This window comes from Alkalibacillus flavidus (assembly GCF_040545925.1).
Classification (GTDB): Bacteria; Bacillota; Bacilli; order Bacillales; family Alkalibacillaceae; genus Alkalibacillus; species Alkalibacillus flavidus.
On sequence record NZ_JBEPMX010000003.1, the window covers coordinates 49237 to 64297 of the forward strand.

Annotated in this window: 17 protein-coding genes; 8 read left to right on the forward strand and 9 right to left on the reverse strand. The window is 43.0% G+C overall.

Going from position 1 to position 15061, the window contains the following annotated elements:
• Positions 1 to 7: 7 nt before the first annotated feature.
• From pstC to pstB, 3 genes are read left to right on the forward strand one after another with little or no spacing between them, the layout of a single operon-like run.
• Positions 8 to 952, forward strand: coding sequence for a phosphate ABC transporter permease subunit PstC (gene pstC / locus ABID56_RS04175; protein WP_377946406.1), 945 nt, complete (start codon positions 8 to 10; stop codon positions 950 to 952).
• Positions 953 to 971: 19 nt separating this feature from the next.
• The gene (pstA, locus tag ABID56_RS04180; RefSeq protein ID WP_354219517.1) at positions 972 to 1820 is read left to right on the forward strand and encodes a phosphate ABC transporter permease PstA; all 849 of its coding nucleotides are present in this window, start codon (positions 972 to 974) and stop codon (positions 1818 to 1820) included.
• A 16-nt stretch (positions 1821 to 1836) separates the two neighbouring features.
• A complete protein-coding gene (gene pstB, locus ABID56_RS04185; RefSeq protein WP_354219364.1) occupies positions 1837 to 2658 on the forward strand; it encodes a phosphate ABC transporter ATP-binding protein PstB in 822 nt (273 codons plus the stop codon).
• A gap of 329 nt (positions 2659 to 2987) precedes the next feature.
• Here pstB and ABID56_RS04190 read toward each other — a convergent pair whose 3' ends face one another.
• From ABID56_RS04190 to ABID56_RS04205, 4 genes are all read right to left on the reverse strand, one after another.
• The gene (locus tag ABID56_RS04190; RefSeq protein WP_354219518.1) at positions 2988 to 3635 is read right to left on the reverse strand and encodes a queuosine precursor transporter; all 648 of its coding nucleotides are present in this window, start codon (positions 3633 to 3635) and stop codon (positions 2988 to 2990) included.
• A complete protein-coding gene (gene queF / locus ABID56_RS04195; RefSeq protein ID WP_167261178.1) occupies positions 3628 to 4035 on the reverse strand; it encodes a preQ(1) synthase in 408 nt (135 codons plus the stop codon). The genes ABID56_RS04190 and queF overlap by 8 nt, the downstream gene beginning before the upstream one ends.
• Positions 4036 to 4346: 311 nt before the next feature.
• On the reverse strand, positions 4347 to 5666 hold the full coding sequence (locus ABID56_RS04200) for a M20 family metallo-hydrolase (RefSeq protein ID WP_354219365.1): 1320 nt from the start codon (positions 5664 to 5666) through the stop codon (positions 4347 to 4349).
• 7 nt (positions 5667 to 5673) lie between these two features.
• Entirely contained in the window at positions 5674 to 5871 is a 198-nt protein-coding gene (locus ABID56_RS04205; RefSeq protein WP_354219366.1) for a hypothetical protein, read from the reverse strand.
• Positions 5872 to 6088: 217 nt separating this feature from the next.
• On the opposite strand from ABID56_RS04205, the gene ABID56_RS04210 reads away from it, so the two are divergent.
• A complete protein-coding gene (locus tag ABID56_RS04210; RefSeq protein WP_354219367.1) occupies positions 6089 to 6919 on the forward strand; it encodes a putative RNA methyltransferase in 831 nt (276 codons plus the stop codon).
• A 304-nt stretch (positions 6920 to 7223) separates the two neighbouring features.
• Here the strand turns inward: ABID56_RS04210 and ABID56_RS04215 are convergent, their stop codons facing one another.
• Positions 7224 to 7607, reverse strand: coding sequence for a hypothetical protein (locus ABID56_RS04215; RefSeq protein WP_354219368.1), 384 nt, complete (start codon positions 7605 to 7607; stop codon positions 7224 to 7226).
• A 99-nt stretch (positions 7608 to 7706) separates the two neighbouring features.
• On the opposite strand from ABID56_RS04215, the gene ABID56_RS04220 reads away from it, so the two are divergent.
• Positions 7707 to 8174, forward strand: coding sequence for an ASCH domain-containing protein (locus tag ABID56_RS04220; protein ID WP_354219369.1), 468 nt, complete (start codon positions 7707 to 7709; stop codon positions 8172 to 8174).
• Between the two features lie 43 nt (positions 8175 to 8217).
• Positions 8218 to 9570: a hypothetical protein gene (locus ABID56_RS04225; protein ID WP_354219370.1), complete on the forward strand. Its 1353-nt coding sequence runs from the start codon at positions 8218 to 8220 to the stop codon at positions 9568 to 9570.
• Positions 9571 to 9796: 226 nt separating this feature from the next.
• On the opposite strand, the gene ABID56_RS04230 is transcribed toward ABID56_RS04225, so the two are convergent.
• The 4 genes from ABID56_RS04230 to ABID56_RS04245 all read right to left on the reverse strand — a co-directional run bounded on the left by ABID56_RS04230 (position 9797) and on the right by ABID56_RS04245 (position 13509).
• A complete protein-coding gene (locus tag ABID56_RS04230; protein WP_354219371.1) occupies positions 9797 to 10087 on the reverse strand; it encodes a 4a-hydroxytetrahydrobiopterin dehydratase in 291 nt (96 codons plus the stop codon).
• Positions 10088 to 10106: 19 nt separating this feature from the next.
• Entirely contained in the window at positions 10107 to 10541 is a 435-nt protein-coding gene (locus ABID56_RS04235) for an SRPBCC family protein (RefSeq protein ID WP_354219372.1), read from the reverse strand.
• A gap of 21 nt (positions 10542 to 10562) precedes the next feature.
• Positions 10563 to 11582 (reverse strand): sensor domain-containing phosphodiesterase, encoded by a 1020-nt coding sequence (locus tag ABID56_RS04240; RefSeq protein ID WP_354219373.1) that lies wholly within the window; start codon positions 11580 to 11582, stop codon positions 10563 to 10565.
• Between the two features lie 223 nt (positions 11583 to 11805).
• Positions 11806 to 13509 (reverse strand): PrpR N-terminal domain-containing protein, encoded by a 1704-nt coding sequence (locus ABID56_RS04245; protein WP_354219374.1) that lies wholly within the window; start codon positions 13507 to 13509, stop codon positions 11806 to 11808.
• Positions 13510 to 13758: 249 nt separating this feature from the next.
• Between ABID56_RS04245 and ABID56_RS04250 the strand changes: the two genes are divergently transcribed.
• Both ABID56_RS04250 and ABID56_RS04255 read left to right on the forward strand, forming a co-directional pair.
• Positions 13759 to 14316, forward strand: coding sequence for a GbsR/MarR family transcriptional regulator (locus ABID56_RS04250; protein WP_354219375.1), 558 nt, complete (start codon positions 13759 to 13761; stop codon positions 14314 to 14316).
• The gene (locus tag ABID56_RS04255; RefSeq protein ID WP_354219376.1) at positions 14306 to 14986 is read left to right on the forward strand and encodes a cysteine hydrolase family protein; all 681 of its coding nucleotides are present in this window, start codon (positions 14306 to 14308) and stop codon (positions 14984 to 14986) included. The genes ABID56_RS04250 and ABID56_RS04255 overlap by 11 nt, the downstream gene beginning before the upstream one ends.
• Positions 14987 to 15061: the final 75 nt, after the last annotated feature.

Here is a 15061-nt window from a genome sequence, read left to right on the forward strand (position 1 = left end):
ACTTGTTTTGAACTCAATGACGAAAGAATCATTAAACATTCAACAACGAATCAGACAGCAATCGAAGTCAAAACAAAGACAACAACGGATGAACCGCACGATCCCAAAATTGTTGTTAGGATGCGCTTTAATCTCGGTCCTAACAACGATCGGGATTATTTACACCTTATTAGCAGAAACGATTTCGTTTTTTAATATTGTCTCATTCAAAGAATTTTTCACATCAACGGAATTAAATCCATTAAGTCAAAACCCAGACTTCGGGTTGCTTCCATTGTTGAATGGCACATTGATATCGACAGCGATCGCAATGGCTGTGGCAGCACCGATCGGCTTAATGAGTGCGATTTATTTAAGCGAATACGCATCAACACGCGTTCGCAATGTATTGAAACCTGTATTAGAAGTGCTCGCAGGTGTGCCAACTGTGGTATACGGCTTTTTCGCCTTCACCTTAGTGACACCTGTTTTACGGTCAATCTGGCCAAGTATTGAAGCAACGAATATTTTAAGCCCTGGTATCGTGATGGGGATTATGATTATTCCGATGGTTGCGTCACTCTCTGAAGATGCGATTTCATCCGTCCCTCAGTCCATGCGTGAAGGCGCGATGGCACTAGGGTCCACGAAGCTTGAAACGACGATAAAAGTCGTTATTCCAGGCGCTTTATCGGGTATCGTTGCATCATTTGTTCTCGCGGTATCACGAGCAATCGGTGAAACAATGATCGTGACCGTAGCAAGTGGTAGCTCGAAAAATTTCACCTTCGATATTACAGAATCGATGCAAACGATGACCGCTTATATCGTTGAGGTGACGAGTGGTGATGCTGCTGCGGGTACACCGATTTACTACAGTATTTACGCGGTTGCCATGACATTATTTATTATGACATTTGCGATGAACTTACTCGCACGCTACATTTCGAAACGGTTTAGGGAGGCTTATTAACGTGAAATTCGCATCAAACATGACCTTTCGCTTAAAACTGAATCAATTGGCTAAAGGAGCCTTTCTGAGCGCTACGTTATTTGGCGTCGTTGTCTTAATCATTTTAATGGCCCAAGTCACCATCGATGGTATTCAGTGGATCGATATGCAGTTTATAACGAGCCATCTTTCAAATACAGCGAGCAAAGCTGGCATTATGGGACCTATTTTAGGAACATTACTTCTCATGGTGGTCGTGATTGTCGTCACACTTTCAATAGGTGTTGGCGCCGCGATATACCTTGAGTTATACGCGAAAAACAGTCGACTAAACGGCTTCATTCAGACGAATATTCGTAACCTAGCAGGTGTCCCGTCAATTGTTTACGGCATTCTCGGGTTAACGATTTTTGCCCGACTGATGGATTTAGGTAACACTGTATTAGCCGGCGGATTCACATTATCATTGCTCGTATTACCAATTGTCATTGTCGCCTCACAAGAAGCGTTACGATCTGTTCCGAATGATATTAGTGAAGCATCATACGGATTAGGTGCAACGACATGGCAAACGATTCAACGTATTATTTTGCCGACAGCGTTACCGGGTATCTTAACGGGAGCAATCCTTGCTGTTTCAAGATCGATTGGCGAAACGGCACCATTAGTCGTTTTAGGTATTCCGGCATTATTAATTCCTTTTCCGAACGGGTTTAACGACCAATTCACGGCACTACCGCTTCAAATCTATTATTGGACACTCGACTCAGTCCTGGTCGATGAATACGCCAATTTAGCGGCAGCAACGATTATTATATTAATGACAATACTCATTACGCTGAATTTAACAGCGATTATTATACGAAATAAATTCCAAAAACACGTTTAATGAAGGAGGTGACATCATGGCCTTAACAGCTATTTCAAACGAGAATAAAGTCACATCAATTGAATCGAAACAACCTGAACAAGCGTCAACACTGTTTGACGTACGTGACTTAAACCTATGGTATAACCAAACCCAAGCCTTGAAACAAATTAATTTAACGATCCAACAAAACAACATCACCGCGATCATTGGACCATCAGGTTGTGGTAAGTCGACATTTTTAAAAACACTTAATCGTATGATCGACTTAACACCGTCTGTCACGACGACAGGTGATATTTATTATAAGCATGACAATATGTTAGCAGACAGCTATAATCCCGAACAATTACGCACACGCGTCGGCATGGTATTCCAAAAACCGAATCCATTCCCGAAATCAATCTATGAGAATGTCGCTTATGGACCAAAAATTCACGGTATTAAAGATAAAAAAATCCTCAACCAAATTGTCGAGAAAAGCTTGCGTGACGCGTATCTTTGGGATGAAGTTAAAGATCGCCTAAAAGATAGTGCACTTGGCTTATCAGGCGGGCAACAGCAGCGTTTATGTATTGCGCGCACACTCGCGATCGAACCTGATGTTATTTTAATGGATGAACCGACTTCAGCACTCGATCCAGTATCAACAGCGAAAATCGAAGAGCTTATTCAACAGTTAAAAGAGGATTACAGCATCGTGATCGTCACACACAATATGCAACAAGCCGGTCGTATTTCCGATCAAACAGCGTTCTTCTTAAATGGTGAAGTCGTCGAATTTAACGACACCCACACCATGTTCCATGAACCAAGTGATTCGCGAACACATGATTATATTAATGGCCATTTTGGGTAATACTTTTGTAACATTAGTCATAAAGACGTAATCGAAACGTCACTGCTCTTTCACAGACAAATCCCTTAAGAATTAGTAAGATAAAAATATAAGCCAAATTGCTTGTGTAAACCTTCCCCTTTAATAGATTTTTTATAAGTTATCCACCTAGCTTCCCCCTTAGCTAGGTGGCTTTTTGTATCGTTTGGGGCATATGCACGTTAGTTTTGAAATAAATGAGCTCATTTATTTCAAAACTACACCGATTTATTTAATAAGTGCAAAGATTTATCTCATAACATCGTGGAATTATTTAATAAATTTAACGCGATCAAAAAACAACCTGCCACTTAGGCAGGTTGTTTTGCTTCGACTCGAGTCGATTGTTTCATTTTATGTTGTCGTGTTAACAGATAAAAAATCGGCGTGTCGATTGCTGCTATGGCCAACTTAACTACATATTGACTCAAGATCATCATCCATAAGTTTGGAACAGATCCCGCAAAAGCAATCGTAATAAAAATCGTTGTATCGATAAACTGCGACGACGCCGTACTCAAATTGTTACGCATCCATTTGAAGCGATTGGATGTCATGTTTTTCACAGCGGAAAACACATACACATCGACAAATTGAGAGGTTAAATACGCAGCGCCTGATGCTAACACAAAGCGAGCATTTTGCCCGAGCAACGTTTCATAAGCAGCTTGTGACTCTTGTGCAAACGGTGCAACAGGTAATAGTTGCCCGAAATAAATCATAATACTCGCGAAAATTTGTGCCACAAAGCCGAATATAATCGTCTGTTTTGCTTGTTGCTTGCCATACTCTTCATGAATCACATCGGTAATTAAGAACGATACCGCATACACAACGACCGCCGCTGGAACGACGAACGTTTCACTAAACGCGACCAATTTCCCCGCTAACACGTTCGCAATCACGAGTGATGTCGCAAAAATAATATTTAGCAATATGAGTTTCTGGTCTCTACTCATCACGATCACGCACCGCCTTAGTCGACAGTTCGATGCCACCGCGCGCTGACTGATGCACCGTCACTTCAACGTGAAGTGGATCAATCGCATAGACAAAATCGTCGGCAATTTGCGCCGCTAATGACTCGCAAAAGGCCCCTTGATCACGGAATGACCACAAATAAAACTTGAACGACTTCGATTCAATGCACTTTTCATTCGGTGTGTACGAAATTTCGACCCGCCCGAAATCCGGTTGACCCGTTTTCGGACATACTGCCGTAAACTCCAACGCATTAAACGAAACCGTCTGAACATTTGGAGCTGGAAACGCTTCTTCTTTCAAAATCTCGCGCCCATGCTCCACACTTTCTGGCCGTGGCATCGGTCCAGATCGTGGTAAATAATAATTCTCTGACATATGTCTCATCTCCTTAGTTTTGATGAAGCAGGATTTCGCGAACTGCTCTATACGTTTGCACAAATATATATTTTATCAGATTTCCATGATTTTATAAAGACAAACTGAACCCGCTGAACGATGTTTCGCCGTATGTTCCATGATATTCGCCGTATATTTTGCCATTATCGCTGTATCGCGTGAAAATGTCGCTGTATACTATCACTTTTTCGCTGTATCACCTGAAAAAATCGCTGTATGAGCGCTCAAAATCGCCGTATGAGCGCCTGGGAGCACTGCCCAAAAGAAGAAAGGTCGCCGCGGCGACCTTTCTACGATTCTATCACTTTCTCTACAAATCGCTTCAACACATGAATCGTTTGTACGCAATCATCGAGTGAGGACCATTCGCCTGGGTTGTGGCTCACGCCGTCTAAGCTTTGGGTGAAGAGCATGCCGACTGGCACATACCGCCCTAAGATCATCGCATCGTGTCCTGCGCCGCTCGGTAAATAATATGGTTCGACACCTAACGTTTCTTGCATCGCTTCACCTGCTTGAGCTTGCATCTGTTCTGGCACTTCAACTGGCGCTACATTCATCGTCTCTTCTACTGACACCGTAACGCCGTGCGCTTCACTTACTTCTGTGGCATAGTCTTTGATCCGCTTCGACAGTTCTTCTTTCCATTCTAATTTGATATCACGTATATCAACAGACAATGTGACCTCACCTGGAATGACGTTCACGCCGTTCGGGTCAACCGATAATTTCCCAACCGTCGCCACACTTGAATTGCTCACTTGCTGAGGGAAATCTTTCACATTTAAAATAAATTCGCTCGCTGCTACTAACGCGTCATAGCGGTCATCCATCGGGGTATTACCCGCATGGCCAGCCACACCAGAAAACGTCACGCTTAACCACGTCGGCCCAGCAATGCCTGTCACGACACCTACAGGTAAATCACGTTTTTCGAGTTGCTTGCCTTGTTCGATATGGACTTCGACAAACGCTTTAATATCATTCACATCACGCTTCGCCTCTCGAAAACCTTCTGGCGTCAGGCCGACATCAGCTAAAACATCGGTAAACGCACGGCCGTTAAAATCAACCCGCTTCACTTCTTCATCCATGTCCAACTCCCCGACAATCGATTGGCTCCCGAGCAAACCGCCGTTAAAGCGTGCCCCTTCTTCATCGGTAAAGACAACCACTTTATATGGAACAGCAGGCTTCACACCAGCGTCTTTCCAAGCCGAAGCGACTTCAAGCGCACTTATCACACCTAAAGGCCCATCAAAGTGCCCACCGTGCATGACGCTATCTAAATGCGACCCTGAAACCACCGCAGACCCATCCGTTTCACCTTCAACACGGCCAAACACATTACCAGCCCCGTCAATATGGGTGTCCAAACCGTCTTCTTCCATCCATTGTTTCACTAATTCTTTCGCTTGCTTCTCTTCTTGTGAAAACGAAATGCGTCGGCACCCGCCTTCTTCCGTCATGCCTATCTCAGCTAACGCCGTTAACCTCTCAGCCACGCGACGACTATTCACGCCCGAATGATCAAGCGATTCATCAAGTCCGTCCATTAAACGATTTCGAAACGTTTCAACTTGTTGTTTGATCATATCTTCGATTCCCATCACTCCTTTAATATCTATCTGCGCGATACGTTCTCCTCGACATGACAGTCATGACAACCCCAGCTAACATGAATAATCCAACGACCAAAACTTCCCACATCAAACCTCTTGTCATTAATAGATCCAGCGTGCCGACGAACATCACAACTGTAAAGCCGCTGTTAGCAATCAAGTTTTTCGTCGTTTGCCTGTAAGACTTTTTCATGAATTTATCCTGAATGATAAGCAGTCCAAGCACAACAACCCATATACTCATGGCCCAAATAAATATCACCGTCACCTCACGACGCCTTATGTTATATACCACTTTAATATAAAAGAACATGTTGCGAAAGACAAAATCGCCAAAACTTTCGCACAAGTGACTTTTTGGCCTATTCACGTTATAGTAGGACCACCAGGATGTTATAGGAGTGACTCATTTGGGTAAGTTAAGCAAAAAACAAATCGCCGCTAATCGGTTGGCAACACATGACGCTATGTGGCGTTGTCCGCTATGTCATCAACAGCTTTCTATGGAAGATAACGCACGACTAACGTGTTCGGACGGCCACGCATTCGACTTAGCTAAACAAGGTTACCTCAATATGGCACAGCAATCACATGCGTCGATTTATGATAAGACGTTATTTGATGCGCGCCAACGGTTAAATCAAGCTGGTTTTTATGAACCGTTAATAGACGCGATCAGCCAAGTACTTGCCAACACATCCATAAATGTCATGCTTGATGCTGGCTCAGGCGAAGGGTCTCATCTTCACGCTTTACAGCAACATCTTGATGCTGCGTTAGCGATCGGCATCGACTTAGCCAAAGACGGCGTACAATATGCAGCCAAATCGTACGACAACGCACAATGGATCGTCGCAGATTTGGCCAATATCCCTTTGCAAAATGAATCAGTCGATGTGTTGTTAAATATTTTATCACCATCGAATTACAGCGAGTTCGAGCGCGTGTTAAAAGATGATGGCCTCGTCGTCAAAGTCGTGCCAAACAGCGATTATTTAAAAGAAATTCGCAACCAGTTACATAAAAACACGTATTCCAATGATGAGACGGTGAATCGTTTTCGCGAGTGCTTTCACGTCATACAAGAAGAACGCGTCAATCAAACGCAATCTTTATCAGAAGCAATGTTTGACGATTTGATTCACATGACGCCCCTGACCCAAGACGCGGATTTAGAAAAGCTCAGCTACATCGACCATGTGACACTCGACTTAACACTGCTAGTCGGTACGAAAAAATGACGAATAATCGTTAAAAGTGCTCGAATCCTAACGCAAAGTGCTCGAATCCCAATAAAAAGTGCCGGAATCCCGACGCAAAGTGCTCGAATCCTAATGAAAAGTGCTGGAATCCCGACGCAAAGTGCTCGAATCCCAACGAAAAGTGCCGGAATCCCGACGCAAAGTGCTCGAATCCCAATGAAAAGTGCCGGAATCCTAACGCAAAGTGCTCGAATCCCAATGAAAAGTGCCGGAATCCCGACGCAAAGTGCTGGAATCCAATCAAAAAAAGCCCGCGCATACTAAGCGCAGGCCTTTAATCAATCTAGTTTTCCACTTTACGAAACGTCACGAAAACGAATAAGATAAAGCTGAAGAGTAAAATCGTGCCGCCGACGATAAAGAACACTGTGACGAGCGGTTCTGGCAAGCCAATCGGATTCATGTAATATAGCCACATGCCGATCGTTAAACCAAACGCGCCGATAATGCCCGTCCATACGTGAGCTGTCGTGAGTAATGATGGCACTGGGTCGTAAACTTTATAAAACATCGACCAAGCAAACAACGACAGCCAACCGACGAGCAAAATATGCGCGTGGATCGTGCTGAAGGCTAAACTACCAGCCCCGGCCATATGCGAACCGAGAATCGCACCGACTGCGGCGAATAAGGCGGATAAGCGTAATAATAATTTACTATAAACCAACTGTTTGTCCTCCTTTTAAGCGTTTCATCCTGTTAAAACAGCTAAAACATGCTATGCTAATACATAACGTAACATACATAACATTTCGGAGGTATGAAGATGAATGAAGATTTAGTGAAACCATTTTGGAAGCAATTTGTAACCGAACACCCTGAACTTGCGAATGAGGATACGCCATATAGCGATGAGTACTTCGGCGATGATAAAAAGACAGCACGCCAATTTCTCGACCTCGTCAAATCAGGTGACAAAACAGCTACATGCGCGCTATATCGTATGTTTGAATATTATGAGGAGTCTGTTCCGGATGAAGGTAGCTTTCACGTCATTACGACATTTGACGGTCAACCTGAAGCCATTATTCAAGTGACAGATATTGATATTATTCCATTCCGTGCTGTTCCAGAAGACATTGCTGAGCAAGAAAGCGGCAATACGAAAGACTTTGACGACTGGTACAATGAATATGAAGCGATTTTCACTCGTGCTATGGAATCGATTGGCGAAACATTTGAAGACGATCTACCCGTTGTTTGCCAACAATTCAAACTCGTTTATAAACAATAACCGTGCAGCGTTGCATGGTTATTTTATTTAAGGATGAATTGCCATGTTAACCGTACGTTTTTATTTATATACATCTTTTGTCACATTATATATCATCAATTTATTCGCTAGCTATGACGTGGTCACGTGGGTTCAAGGGGTTGTCGGACTGATCGCTGTAGCTGTGTCGATTCACGGGGCGAGTAAGACGTATCAACTCATCGGGTTAATTTTCGGTGCACTCGGTGTTGTATTATACATACTTTACGACTTGCCGATGAGCAATTTACTACCTTATATGACGTCGATGGGCCTGTTAATCTCGCTTTTATATTTGATTCCATTCATTAACCACTTTATGATCGTCGGCAAATTCGACCAATCTATCTATCAATTGTTGCAGTCGAATACGCACCATCTCGGTTCGTTTTATGTAAAATCGTACTTAACGAGCTACGTGCTGACGTTGTTTATTTTTCTATCGATGGTCCCGTTGTCGTATCAAATGGTTCGTGATAAAACAAAACATTTTAACGACCGATTAACGCATCAGTTGGCGACACGCGCGGTATTACGCCCGCTTGCGACAGCGAATGTATGGAGTCCGATCGAGGTGTATATCGCCCTCGTTGTCGGGATCACTGGCGCGTATTATTTGGAGCTTCTTCCTGTTTTACTCGGCTTCTCGCTCTTGATGGCGGCGATTGATATCGGCTTAGGCTTTTCGCGGTACCGAAAATATTCGTTGACTGCTGAATATAAACCTAACGCTACAACCAACACGCAATCGTGGAAACAACTCGGCTTGCTCGGGCTGTTTCTCGTGTTGTTCGTCACGACAGCCGCTGTAACACACACCACCTTAGCGATTGAGTTTTTTGATGCGATTATTTTAACGATTGTCCCGTTCACACTCATTTGGGCTTTAGCGATCAACAGATTACAAACATTCCTGCGCTATAATCGCGAAGTGTGGCACCAACAGTTATGGACGATGCAAAATTTCGTCATGCTACTCGTGCCGATCGGTTTCTTTAATGAAGTCGTGCAAGATACCGGCGTGTTCGAGCCGCTTCTTAATCAACTATCGTGGCTTGAAGAACAGCCAATATGGTTATTCGTCATGATTTTCTTAAGCGCGGTCGTGCTCGCGTTTGCTGGATTCCACCCGCTCGTGACACTCAGTTTACAAGGCATCGTCATCACGCCATTTTCGGATACGATCAGCCCGCTCAGCGTATCCGTCGTCATGGTCATTTCCGTTGTGGCGAATGATATGACAGGGACGTTCAATATTCCGATTACGATGCTCAATCAATATTTTAAACGCAACCCCTATCAGCTCACCTTATGGAACTTCGCCTACACCATGCTGTTCGGCGCCGTCGGTATTGGGATTGCGCTGTTGTTCGTTTGATGAAAACCCGTCAGCCTTCCTCGAAAGGCTGACGGGTTTTGACCATTTGCCTGACTTATGAGATAAATCCTTTGATTTTTGAAATAACTCCGCTTAGTTTTTTAAATAAATCCCCGAATTTATTTAAAAACTGAACGCACTTATCTCAAAATTGCGGCGCGCGTCACCTTTAAAACGCAAAACCCCCGCGCATTCACCTTAGCGTGCGCGGGGGCTTTCCTATAACTTATTTAACTCCAAACAACTCATCGCAATATTCAGCCATGGCTGTGTCCTTCTGCGTTAAACCACCTTGATCAACGGTCATCCATTTAATCGTCACCGTCGTATGGTCAATGATCACATATGGATGATGGTCTTTCGCCTCGGCTTGGTTCGCAATTTGCCGTACAAAATCAACACCTGTTAAATAATCGTCGAATTGATAGTCACGACGAATCATTTTACCTTCTTCTAATTGCCAATGAGGCAACCGTTCAAGAGCTTGATTCACTTCCGCTTCACTTAATAAAGCCAATGTAAGATCCTCCTTCAACTTATTTAATGTCTTCTATATATTGTTTAATATATTGTAACTGTTCCCCATCTTCGCCTTCAATAATCTTCTTAATGAACGGTTTCATCAACTTATTCCGTAATCCACGCGTTTGTATGGAGACACTCAACGTCACACGCGCCCCTTCTTCAACCTCCGCGAAATCATACCGATACGTTAAATGTAATTGATTTTGTTCACTCGATACAACAAATAGCTTACTTTCTTTCATATCATCAATATGCCAAGTAGATTCTACCTTATTTTGCCGAACTTGACGGGTTTCCGAAATCGTATCACCAGCGGCTAAATCATCCGCATCACCTAAATCCACATCGACAATATGGCTCACACGTTCAATGTATTCATACTTCGTCACCACTTGAAACACATCATCAACTGGCGCATCAATTACGACTTCACGCGAAAAATCCACAATACGTCCTCCTCAAACAACTTAGGCCAAATCTTCATGTTTCGCCCAGTTGACCGTTGTTACATAGTCCTCTAACGTTCCAACATCGATCGGTTTTTGATAATAATACCCTTGATACAATTCGCAATCCATTTGGTGAAGCACATTGAGTTGTTCTAGCTTTTCAACGCCTTCAGCCACGACTTTCAAACCTAAGCTATGTGCCAAACCGACAATCGCCTCGCAAATCTTCCAATCTGTAAAATGTCGCTTTACAATATGATTTGCCGACACGTTAATCGTTAACACGAATTGCTGGCCTGTCTCATCCATTACCCGCTTCATTTCGCGGCATGCATATTCCGCAACATATTGATCAATCTCATCGATCAACCCTTCCTCTTCAGCAAACGGAATGAAATGGTTCGGCGGAATAATGCCTCGCTCGGGGGGCGGCCAACGCACTAACACTTCAAACCCGTACACGTCACCCATTTGATTCATTATCGGCTGGTAATGTGGCCTGATCTGACCTTCATCAATCCCACGTCGAATCATAAATAAATATTTTTCGCGTTCTGATAACGACGCTGGTGGCAATGTTTCATCCGCTTGCAAATTCGCCCGTTCCCCACGATAACGCTCATAATAATCGTTCATAATTAAACTTAACAAAGCCTTATAAGACTCGACGATCTCTAATTCCGCTCGCGTCGGTTCTTTTACTTCACTAGAATACACCGTTAACACACCGACGACCTCATCACTCTCATGACGCATGACAGGCAATGACCAACATGATTTCAAACTCAGCCCATCCATCATATCACGTAAAGCATCCCAGTTCGGGCCCTCGTCAATGTTCGGCAATACAGTCAATTCCTTACGACAAACCGCATTACCACAAACACCAACCCCATCATACAATTCGGTCCCGAAATACTGCCTCAACACTGATTCAGGAAAGCTATACGTCACGCCATCGACAAAATACTCACCTGTCTCATTTAATAACATGATCGTCGCCTTCGAAGATTCAAAACGTTCTTCAAAAAACTTCACGAGCTTCTTCTATATATCTTTGAGCGGTGCTCCATCACAAATATGTTCTGTTATGTATTCATAGCCTTCCACAAACTCATCAGGCACCAGCCCAACCGTTTGCGTCTCGTCCCCCCCCATTATGAGCCTCCTCTTAAGTTGTCAAGCGCTTTTCTATCTAAATTTTCTTACGATTATATTGTATCGTGTTTTTCTTGTCATGAAAACGCTTAATTCGCGTCTATTATTGTTTTAATTTGCGCCATAATGTCGAACGATTAATCCCTAATCGTCTGGCTGCTTTCGATTGGTTGTAATCCTCTTCTTCTAATACCGATTGAATGACTTGATGTTCAATATCGTCCAATGTGCCTTCTAATTGAAAAACAGACGACGCTCGCGTACTGTATTTTTCTTGTAAATATTTTTTGACGTGTTCATGTTTTAACACATAACCTCGCTCCGATAATACGACCGATTTCAAAAACGACTTCAATTCGCGCGCATGACCACGCCATTCATACTTCTTCAGCTCTTCAATCACATCGGTTTGGATCTTGACGACACTTGTGCCGAAATGTTGATGAAAATACGCCGCAAACAACGTCACCAACCCTTTAAAATCGTCCGGTCGATCACTCAACGGTGGCATAAACACTTCAATGCTTTGATCAATCAATTGTGTATCAAACCAATGCACGACTGACTCATTCACTGAAATAACGACGTGTTTCCCTGTATCCATCGCCTTACGTAAAAAACGACCGAGCATGTAATACCGTTCAGGCGGAAGCTGTGTTAGATGTCTTAAATAAATCGTGCCAACCTCTGGCGATAATAACTCATCTAAATATTCAAACTGACTCCGACTCAAATCAACTTCAAGCAACGTCTTACCTGACCAACTTAAATGATGAATATAATGCGCTAACAAACCACGACCCGTTCCAGCATCACCAACTAAGAAAAACAATTGATGATTCTCGACACCACTATGAATGACACGCATGACTGCTTGCATTGGCTCACTATCTGCAATCACAGTCGGTTTTTGTTTCACGCTAAATTGTTCGACCCAATCGAGTTGAGCTAAAAGGTCATCGTGTTGATGCACGTGTAATAGAAAATAGAATATCTCGTCATGGACAAATTGCTCTATTTTCACGTCGATTTGTTGTTTACCACGCGTGTAATATTGCCAGTTCACTTTATATTTGAAATCAACATTAAGGGGTAACTGCCTTAATTCATCATCAGTAAACGGACGCTCATCAAATGAATGCCACGCTTCAAACAACGACTGACCATACTCATCAATGACCATAACGTCACGGTCTTGGTACTTAATAATTTTCGATAACATATCTGTCCGCGAAAAATTCCATTTAAAAAAAGCATCACTGGCCTTCGCTTCTTCTAACGCTTCCAAAATCGTCTCACGTCCGGTTTGAATTAAAAACGCTTCTAATCCGTGGCGCTTCGCTGATTCGACCGTCCCAACGTCACCGATCACAACGTCGTAACCTGACTCACGAATTTCATACACGGTTTGCTCAATCTCATCAATTGAATCAATCGTAAATAGATCGACAGACAGTTCAAGTAAGTCAATAATCGCTTGTGCGCCTCGCATCATATTCGGGTATCCGACGAGCGCTTTTTTCTGATTAAACTCGTCACCCATCATTAACACGCGGAGGATGTCGTAACCTGACATTGTGACATCAACGACGGGAATCCGTGTGACATGACGTAATAATTGTGCGGTTCCCCCACGACTAACAATCATGTCATACCCATCGCGTTCTGCTTCTTTAGCGATCTTTGCGCCTTCCTCCATATTTCCCACTTCAATTGAAATTTCAATATCGTCAATTTCATCGCGACACTCATCCACAATCGGGACCATTGATTGGTATGGTGCGATAAATTTTATATGTGTGCTCAAAATTACAACACCTCATCCTTCAAACTCTCATAACAAAGTCCTATACATTGCAATATACAACATTGTAAATCAAATTTCGACGCTTTTCTAGCAAAAACTTAAATCCTCCCTACCCCTTGTCACACAAAGGTCTAGACCTTTCTTCGACCTTAGACATGTTTCCTGACCTGTTGACATTATTTCTAATTTGTTTAAAATATATTATATAGATTAAACAAATTAATAACCTTTACGGAAGGTGGGCTTAACATGAGTGACGATTTACAAAACGTCCATGAATCAGAAGACGTCATGATTAGTGCGATCGCGCAGTCCATGACCGTTTACGGCGTGTCTGCTTCAGTCGGCCGTATTTACGGCGTATTATACTTTTCCGATGTGCCCTTAACACTTGATGACATTAAAGACCAAGTCGCGATGAGTAAAGCGAGCGTGAGTAACGGTATTCGCGAACTGATGGAGACCGAAATGGTAACGAAAGTGTGGAAAAAAGGCGAGCGCAAAGACCATTTTATCGCCGAGAAAGATTTCTTAAGAAACTTTTTAACCTTCTTCGTGAAAACATTACGAACAGAACGCAATTTAATCCATAAAGCGATTGAACAAACCGAACCGACATTCACTGAAATCGCGGAAACATCATCAGACGACGAAGCCGAACAACTCGCCAATCGCGATTTAGAATTGATTCAAGACGCACGCAATTATTTAGACTGGCTCATGCGTTTAGCCAATTCACTTGAATCTGGCGACATTTTCAATCACCTTCCAAAACAGGACGAAAAGGAGAGCTCATATGACGAATAAACGATCCGCTTTAGTTTTAATCGATTTACAAAAAGAATCCAACTTTGGTTTAGACGATATGGATTCGATTATTGAAAACACGAAAAAAATCATCCCAGCTTTTCGCGAGGCTGACATCCCGGTTATTTATACACGACAAATCAATCGTGTCGACGGCGCCGGCTTATCGAAAGGCGAACCATTAAACGAAGATGGGACTCCTTACTTTTATAACGCCGCGAGCGACCAAATCGAAATTTTTGATGAAATCCAACCACTAGACAGTGACATCGTCATCGATAAATATCGTTGGAGCGCGTTTTACGAAACGAGCCTCGATTTAATGCTAAAAAGCTTAAATGTTGAGCATTTATATATCGCGGGTGTCGTGACAGATGGCTGCTTAATGACGTCTGTATTCGACGCGTACTTCCGCGACTATCAAATCAACCTAATTCACGATATGTGCGGCGCAAGTAACGAAGGCGCCCATCAAGCCGCGATGCTCACTATGACGAATTGGGTTTATAATATGAAAATTTTCAGTACAGATGAATTGATGAAGAAATTAAATGGTGAAGCGCATCAGTATTTCCAAGCTGACCAAGTTGATCAAATGCAGTTCACAGCGGATACGATGCAAGCAAAATTCAATGAAATCACCAATCCAACGTCATCAACTACTGTCTAACACCGGTAGATTGATATAGAGAAACAATCACTTAGTTTCAATCACTTCGTAACATCACAAAATCTATTAAAGAAA

Excerpts from the sequence above, each read along its gene's own strand:
- ABID56_RS04205 (WP_354219366.1), bottom strand. The coding sequence starts at position 5,871 with ATGAAAAAGTCTTACAGGCAAACGACGAAAAACTTGATTGCTAACAGC.
- ABID56_RS04225 (WP_354219370.1), top strand. The coding sequence starts at position 8,218 with ATGTTAACCGTACGTTTTTATTTATATACATCTTTTGTCACATTATAT.
- pstA (WP_354219517.1), top strand. The coding sequence starts at position 972 with ATGACCTTTCGCTTAAAACTGAATCAATTGGCTAAAGGAGCCTTTCTG.
- ABID56_RS04255 (WP_354219376.1), top strand. The coding sequence starts at position 14,306 with ATGACGAATAAACGATCCGCTTTAGTTTTAATCGATTTACAAAAAGAA.
- ABID56_RS04220 (WP_354219369.1), top strand. The coding sequence starts at position 7,707 with ATGAATGAAGATTTAGTGAAACCATTTTGGAAGCAATTTGTAACCGAA.
- ABID56_RS04190 (WP_354219518.1), bottom strand. The coding sequence starts at position 3,635 with ATGAGTAGAGACCAGAAACTCATATTGCTAAATATTATTTTTGCGACA.
- pstB (WP_354219364.1), top strand. The coding sequence starts at position 1,837 with ATGGCCTTAACAGCTATTTCAAACGAGAATAAAGTCACATCAATTGAA.
- queF (WP_167261178.1), bottom strand. The coding sequence starts at position 4,035 with ATGTCAGAGAATTATTATTTACCACGATCTGGACCGATGCCACGGCCA.
- ABID56_RS04200 (WP_354219365.1), bottom strand. The coding sequence starts at position 5,666 with ATGGGAATCGAAGATATGATCAAACAACAAGTTGAAACGTTTCGAAAT.
- ABID56_RS04250 (WP_354219375.1), top strand. The coding sequence starts at position 13,759 with ATGAGTGACGATTTACAAAACGTCCATGAATCAGAAGACGTCATGATT.